The organism is Shewanella sp. GutDb-MelDb (assembly GCF_002836075.1).
Classification (GTDB): Bacteria; Pseudomonadota; Gammaproteobacteria; order Enterobacterales; family Shewanellaceae; genus Shewanella.
Genome location: NZ_PJBM01000227.1, coordinates 63,758 through 70,178, shown reverse-complemented (window position 1 = coordinate 70,178; position 6,421 = coordinate 63,758). Strand labels below are relative to the sequence as shown.

Below are 6,421 nucleotides of genomic sequence, written 5' to 3'. Positions count from 1 at the left end.
TGCTATTATTTTTAATATATAAATGTTGTTTTTGAACTATTTTTAGATCTAAAGATCATAAGTTTTACATCTTAATAATCAACGTAATAAAATCGTATGCATCTGTTACTAAAGAAGTATTTAATTTTTAGATTTAATCATAACTAACGCGTTTGTTTATGTGCTCTAGCGCATGTTTTTCCTCGGGTCAATCAGGAGAATAGCGGTTGCTCAGTTGTTTAAGTCGTTCGGTGAACGGTTAGGTTTTGTAAAAAACATTTTAATGTAGGTATAGATGTCGACTGCGATAAATAACTAAACGGTGATGTTATTTCTTCTTTCGATAAATCCAAATTCTAATGTGATGCGTTAAAGATAAGATGAGAGTTTAAAAATAAAATTGATAATAAGTAGGAGTGAATGATGAGACGATGGAAGCACAAGGTAGCATTAAGCATGCTGTTTTGTTTTGGTGCCATTGCTAATGTTAATGCCAGTGGTGGTAAATACAACAGCGTACCTGAAATGGGTAAAACAGCTAAAGAAGCTATTGCCAATTACAAAGGTACTGAACGTATTAATGGCGTGAAAACGCTACAAGATTATATTGTTCAAGAAGAAGAATTATTCGATTTCTTGTTCGAAAATCATCCTCTATTTAAATATCAAGAGTCAGGTAACTTAGTGGGTGATTACCACATCAGTGATCGTGGCGAAGAGTATTTAGATACTGGACACAGCCCTGATTACAGCTCAATTGATGGTAAGCCTCGTGCTGTACAGTACCGTTTAGGTGCGAAATCTATTTTGGATTATCCAAACAATTTTGTTGGTCCAGAAAAGTGCGCTGAGTGTCATGCTACTCAATATGAGAAGTGGCAGCGTTCGCGTCATGCCCAATCAGTTCGTTTTCCTGGTGAACACCCAGAAGTGGATAACGATCTGAAAAAACCAATGTATGGCACTAAAGACACCTCTATCTTGGCTGACGGTATTACCCCTGACATGATCTACGCCACTATTGGTACTCCTCGTACTAAATACGGTTACATTGATGCTTGGTTAGTCCGTGGTACTTACCATATCGAAGGCGGTTTGCTGCGCGACGGTACCGGTAAAATGGTTGCTGGTGCTAACCAGTTTTCACGTGGGTGGGCTGAGTGGCTTACCGATGATATGGCTAAAAAAATTAATGCTGTTATTCCTGAATTCCCGACAACGTTAGAAGAGTTTGGTGGTTCAGGATCGCATCAGAAAGGCATGAGCTCATACGGTGCTAAATACCGTAAAGAGATGTTGTTCCAACCTGCAAGTTCATATTGTGAAATTTGTCACTCTTTCAAATTTGATTTCCAAAATCAACAAGAGTTCTTCGATGCCTTAGGTGATCCTAAGAAACTACAAGAACATACCATCAGTAAGGGTATTGCTTGTGAAGAGTGTCATGGCGCTGGCGGTCATTTAGATGGTGGTACGGGTGGCATGCAGTCTAACTGTGAACGTTGTCATCAACGCTTCCAGTACAACCCTGCACTTATGGACACACCGGAAGCACAAGAGAAAGGTGAGTATGCCTTTGGTGTGAAGATGAAGTCTCTTTGTCCATCTTGTGGTACTGAAGGTTCACAAATGTATGGCTCTGCGCATTATGAGAAAGGCATGCGCTGTACTACTTGTCACGATCCACATGAAGTGACTGACGGCACTTGGATGTCTGGCATCACCAAGCCAAAGCTAAAGAAAGACTGTAAGGATTGCCACGAAGCACAAACTTTGATTGCTGAAAATACAGATACTCATAGCAAGCAAACATGTCAAAGCTGTCATATGCCAAATATGGGTAGCTGTGAAAACTTCAAAGCAATGCAGTTCCCTGACCAAGCGGGCTTCGACGCGGTTCGTAAGTCTCACATGTGGAAAATTGATGTTAACCCAACACGTAAAACTTTGAACCCACCTGAAGGCGAGCCTCGTACTCAAGGGCCAAAAGCTGGCAAAGGTTGGACGGTTGCTAAGAACGAAGAAGGTCGCTCATATCTCGATTTGATGTGGTCTTGCGCTCGTACCTCAATTTCTGACCACGATGTGGTAGATAACAAAGGTTGTCACAGCCAGTTCCAATCAGAGCTTGAAACCGGTCTGCATTATGAAGACCAGATGGAGATCTATGGCGAAGTCATGAAGATGCAGACTCCCGTCAAAGAGGTTCACGCCAAAGTTGAGCAAGCACTCGAGCGAATCGATCAGCTACTCGAAGTCACCAAGCTATCAACCGAAGATAAGACACAAGTGCTTATGTTGGCTGAAAAAGCGAAAGAAACTGTTGATCTGATTAAGAAAGATGGTTCTTGGGGTGTACATGGTTTCCGTTATAGCCAGAAACGTCTAGATGCAGCGCTGACTTATGTCACTCAAGCGCAAAACATCCTTGACGGAACAGGTTACGCTGCGAAGTAAGCAGCTTAATCGTTAACTATCTCGGCACCCGAATAAGTCATAAACGGTGTCGAGATATAAGAGGGAAGATTATGAAAAGAGTACTTGGTCAAATGCTAGTAACACTGACTTTACTCGTTAGTTCGGCAAGCTGTATAGCGGGTGGTGGCTCAGAGATGGCCTTAGCTCCGCATTACGAGCACCAACTCAATACCATCACCATGATGGAAGTGGATGGCTTAGTGGGTAAAGAGGGCGTTTACTTTTTTGATGTCAACACGTTGGAGCTGTGGGCTGAGGGATTTATACCAGGTGCTATTTACTTCAATGTTAAAGATTGGAAAACGCTTCTACCCGCAAAAAAAGACACCCAGATGGTGTTCTATTGTGCGAATAGGCTTTGCAATGCGAGTGAAATTGCCGCCAGAGCAGCAATGAAGTTGGGCTACACCGATGTTAGACAAATGCCAGAAGGGATTTATGGCTGGCGCTTATCAAACCGGGTGACTGAAAAACCATAATAGATCAATCCAGTGATGAATGACTACACAGATGGAACTGCTGTAATCAATTTAATGAATGACGACCTTATTAAAAGAGATGATGAACATGAAAACATTTGTAAAAACGTCTTTAGCTGTTGTGACGGGACTTTCGCTATTTATTTCCGCTAACAGCATGGCAAACACAGACCTGACTAGCGACGTACAGAAAGAGTCATATAGTATCGGCGCCTCAATCGGTAAATACCTCTCTAGCCAGATTTTCGCTCAAACAGAGTTGGGTGCAGAGGTTAATGTTGAACTGGTTATTGAGGGTGTCGTGGATGCACTGAAGAATAATCCACAATTCTCAGATGAAGAGATCCTCACCTATTTAAATCAGCGCTCAGTGCAACTCAATAGTGCTAAAGAGGCGGCTGAAGAGCGAATAGCTCAACAAAATATTACAGCCGGAAGTACCTTCCTAGCCAATAACAAAAAGCTGCCCGGCGTCAGTGTGACCGATTCGGGTTTGCAATACGAAGTGATATCAGAGGGTGAAGGACGTAAACCAGGCCCTGAAGATGTGGTCACTGTGCACTATAAAGGCTACTTGGTTGATGGTACTGAATTCGACAATTCCTACGATCGTGATGAACCTAATCGTTTTGCTTTAATGAGTGTCATTGAGGGTTGGCAAGAAGGGATCCCTCTAATGACAGAAGGTTCTACCTACAAGTTTTCAATTCCATCTGAGCTTGCCTATGGTCAAAAGCAGGTCGGTATCATTCCGCCAAGTTCAACGTTGGTGTTTGAAGTTGAACTCGTCAAAGTTGAAGCCCCAGGCGAAAACTCCCACGGTATGGGACTTAGCGGCATGGGAATGGGTGGCATGATGGGAATGGACAAAGCGCACTAGTACGTTAAGTGCCTGAGTCGTTATCTAACTAAATTAGAGAGTCACTATGAGTAGTCTTGCTGTTGGCATTGGTTGTTGTCTGGTTAGTGTCATTGCGTGTGTTTGGGGCCATCACCTTCAAGCTCGTCATCTCCAACGTTCTGATCTAGCGAGCCAAGATATTTTGTCTACTGCTAAAGGAAGAGCCGTAAATGGAGCAGTGCCAACAGTAATCTCTTTAGTGATACTAATTGTACCTCTGGTGCTTTATAGCCAGTTAGGCCGTTTTTCCGAGTGGGATAAAGGAGTAATAGACGACAACATTGATTATCTGATCGCCGCAGATATCAATAAAAATGCACGTAAAGTCAACGAGCAACCTAACAACGAAATTGCATTGTTAACTTTGGCTCAATCTTATGTCGATGGCGGGCTATATGCCCAGTCTGTTGCGACGCTAAATGAACTACTTGCCTTTACTGGTGAGGATGCTCAAACCTTAGGGATGAAAGCGACTGCCATGTACTACCGTGATGGCCGCCAGATGAGCATCGATACCCGTTTAGTTTTGGCTAGAGCGTTAGCCCTTGATGAATTTGAATCCCAAGCGCAATTACTGATCGCGACGGATGCTTATCTCAATCAAGAGTATGCCAAAGCGATTGAACATTGGCAGTTGTTACTCCGTAGCGACAGCCAGAGCTTTAATAGAGCCTCAATTAACAATGCAATTTTAAGAACCGAGCAAAAAATAGCTAATCGTTCAGTGACTGCATCTGAGTAAAGTCACACCAATAGAGAATAGGTCGGCAATATAGCTGGCTAGATGGAGGATGCTGTGAGTGAAAATATAGAGAGACGGAGGTTCCTTAAATGCTTAGGAGCCAGCTCTTTGATAATAGCGCCCTTAGGGTGCAGTTCAGTCAAAGAAGAGTCAGATGCAAACAAACCCCATTACGTGATGGTGTTTGATCAAAATAAATGTACTGGGTGCGGTGAATGTAAGGACGCATGTAATGTCGCAAATAATCTACCCGATGGTAAGTCTCGCATGGTTATGGAGCAGTTATCAGGTGGTGTAGCGGGTGAAATATGTCCTCATTGCGGCAAAACAGAATGTAATTGCGAACGCAAATATGTGCGTGTTTCTTGTCAGCAATGTAAGAACGCTCCTTGTGTCACTGTTTGTCCTACGGGCGCAGCCCATAGAGATGAAAAAACGGGCATTGTGACTATGGATAAAGCCAAATGTGCAGGTTGTAAATACTGTATTGGTGCTTGTCCTTATGATGCGCGTTTTATCAATAAAGAAACCGATGTAGCGGATAACTGTGATTTCTGTTTAAACAGTAAATTGATTAAAGGTGAGCTTCCAGCTTGCGTGCAACAATGCCGTTATGATGCGTTGATTTTTGGTGATGCGAATGACCCTACCTCTTATGTGAGCAAGCTTTTAAGAGTGAAGGACTCCGTGCGGATCAAGCCTGAATTTGGCACTGAACCGAGCTTGAGATACATACCAATTGTTAAGTTAGGGGTATAGCTATGGACGGAACTATTGATTTTACCATCGGCTTATCTGAGGGCATTGCCTGGCCTTGGCCGATTGCGGTTTATCTGTTTTTTGCGGGAATTTCCGGTGGAGCGCTAGCCACTGCGATATTTATTCGTTTCTATAAAAAACAGACGACCAACACGCCTTTCTATAAAGCGGCAGCCGTAATCTCGTTTGTGACCATCAGTTTGGGCATGTTGTGTTTAGTTTTAGACTTAACTAACCCTTTGTTCTTCTGGAGGATTTTGGTTTATTATAACCTTAGTTCTGTGATGTCAATTGGTGTGATTGCTTTAACGGTTTATATCCCATTAACCGCGATTGTTGCATTACTGGCACTAGAAGAGGAGTTGCGCTCAATACCAGCACTGAAAGTGTTATTACCGATCATTGAAAAATTGAAAGGTGTGCGCAAGCCAATTGAAGTGCTGGTGTTGATATTAGCGTTATCAGTGTGTGCCTACACAGGTTTCCTTATCTCAGCCTTGATCCGTTTCCCCATCATAAATACATCGGTGTTGCCGGCGTTATTCATTGCGTCAGGGATCTCAGCGGGTGCAGCATCAGCAAAAATGTTGGCAGTGTCATTCTTCAAAGAAGATCTGCATAGCCAAGACATGAAGCTACTCCATGGTGCTGAATGGCCGATTATGTTTGCTGAAGCCATGTTCATTTTTATGATTGTCACCTCGTTAATGACAGGAAACGCAGGCGCACAAAGTGCCTTTGTTGCTTTTCATTCTGGTGAGTGGGCAAACGTGTTTTGGCTCGGGGTTATAGGGATAGGCTTTGCTGGTCCGCTGTTGCTGAACTTTGCCACCAGTAAGTCGTTTAGCCATTCTGCTAAAGCATTTTATGCCTCAGGTGTTTGTGCGGTAACAGGCATGATGTGTTTACGTTTGTTCATTCTGTATGCGGGACAAAACTTTGCGATTTAATAGTCCAAAGTATATGTGACAAAGAGCGAGTAGGTCAGCCCCCAATTGCGCCGCCCCTGCAGGGCTGCAATTGGGTGTTGAACTGAAAGCTAAGTCAGTTAGAAAACAATTATTACTGGAGTTGAGGTCGTCA

The 6,421-nt window shown here is 43.2% G+C and carries 6 protein-coding genes; all 6 read left to right on the top strand.

Going from position 1 to position 6,421, the window contains the following annotated elements; translation table 11 throughout:
- Positions 1-402: 402 nt before the first annotated feature.
- The 6 genes from CXF82_RS12600 to nrfD all read left to right on the top strand — a co-directional run bounded on the left by CXF82_RS12600 (position 403) and on the right by nrfD (position 6,288).
- Positions 403-2,436 carry a cytochrome c3 family protein gene (locus tag CXF82_RS12600; protein WP_101090318.1) on the top strand — a complete coding sequence of 678 codons (2,034 nt, stop codon included), beginning with the start codon at positions 403-405 and terminating at the stop codon, positions 2,434-2,436.
- 71 nt (positions 2,437-2,507) lie between these two features.
- Positions 2,508-2,936: a rhodanese-like domain-containing protein gene (locus CXF82_RS12595; protein WP_101090317.1), complete on the top strand. Its 429-nt coding sequence runs from the start codon at positions 2,508-2,510 to the stop codon at positions 2,934-2,936.
- A gap of 88 nt (positions 2,937-3,024) precedes the next feature.
- The gene (locus CXF82_RS12590) at positions 3,025-3,816 is read left to right on the top strand and encodes an FKBP-type peptidyl-prolyl cis-trans isomerase (protein ID WP_101090380.1); all 792 of its coding nucleotides are present in this window, start codon (positions 3,025-3,027) and stop codon (positions 3,814-3,816) included.
- A gap of 46 nt (positions 3,817-3,862) precedes the next feature.
- Positions 3,863-4,579, top strand: a complete 717-nt coding sequence (locus CXF82_RS12585) for a nitrite reductase (RefSeq protein ID WP_101090316.1) — start codon at positions 3,863-3,865, stop codon at positions 4,577-4,579.
- Positions 4,580-4,633: 54 nt separating this feature from the next.
- Complete coding sequence (locus tag CXF82_RS12580) at positions 4,634-5,338, top strand: 4Fe-4S dicluster domain-containing protein (RefSeq protein WP_101090315.1); 705 nt, start codon at positions 4,634-4,636, stop codon at positions 5,336-5,338.
- Between the two features lie 2 nt (positions 5,339-5,340).
- Positions 5,341-6,288 (top strand): NrfD/PsrC family molybdoenzyme membrane anchor subunit, encoded by a 948-nt coding sequence (nrfD, locus tag CXF82_RS12575; protein ID WP_102039158.1) that lies wholly within the window; start codon positions 5,341-5,343, stop codon positions 6,286-6,288.
- Positions 6,289-6,421 lie beyond the last annotated feature (133 nt).

Bases quoted from the DNA above. Each gene is read 5' to 3' on its own strand.
- CXF82_RS12600 (WP_101090318.1), top strand. From the start codon at position 403: ATGAGACGATGGAAGCACAAGGTAGCATTAAGCATGCTGTTTTGTTTT.
- CXF82_RS12595 (WP_101090317.1), top strand. From the start codon at position 2,508: ATGAAAAGAGTACTTGGTCAAATGCTAGTAACACTGACTTTACTCGTT.
- CXF82_RS12590 (WP_101090380.1), top strand. From the start codon at position 3,025: ATGAAAACATTTGTAAAAACGTCTTTAGCTGTTGTGACGGGACTTTCG.
- CXF82_RS12585 (WP_101090316.1), top strand. From the start codon at position 3,863: ATGAGTAGTCTTGCTGTTGGCATTGGTTGTTGTCTGGTTAGTGTCATT.
- nrfD (WP_102039158.1), top strand. From the start codon at position 5,341: ATGGACGGAACTATTGATTTTACCATCGGCTTATCTGAGGGCATTGCC.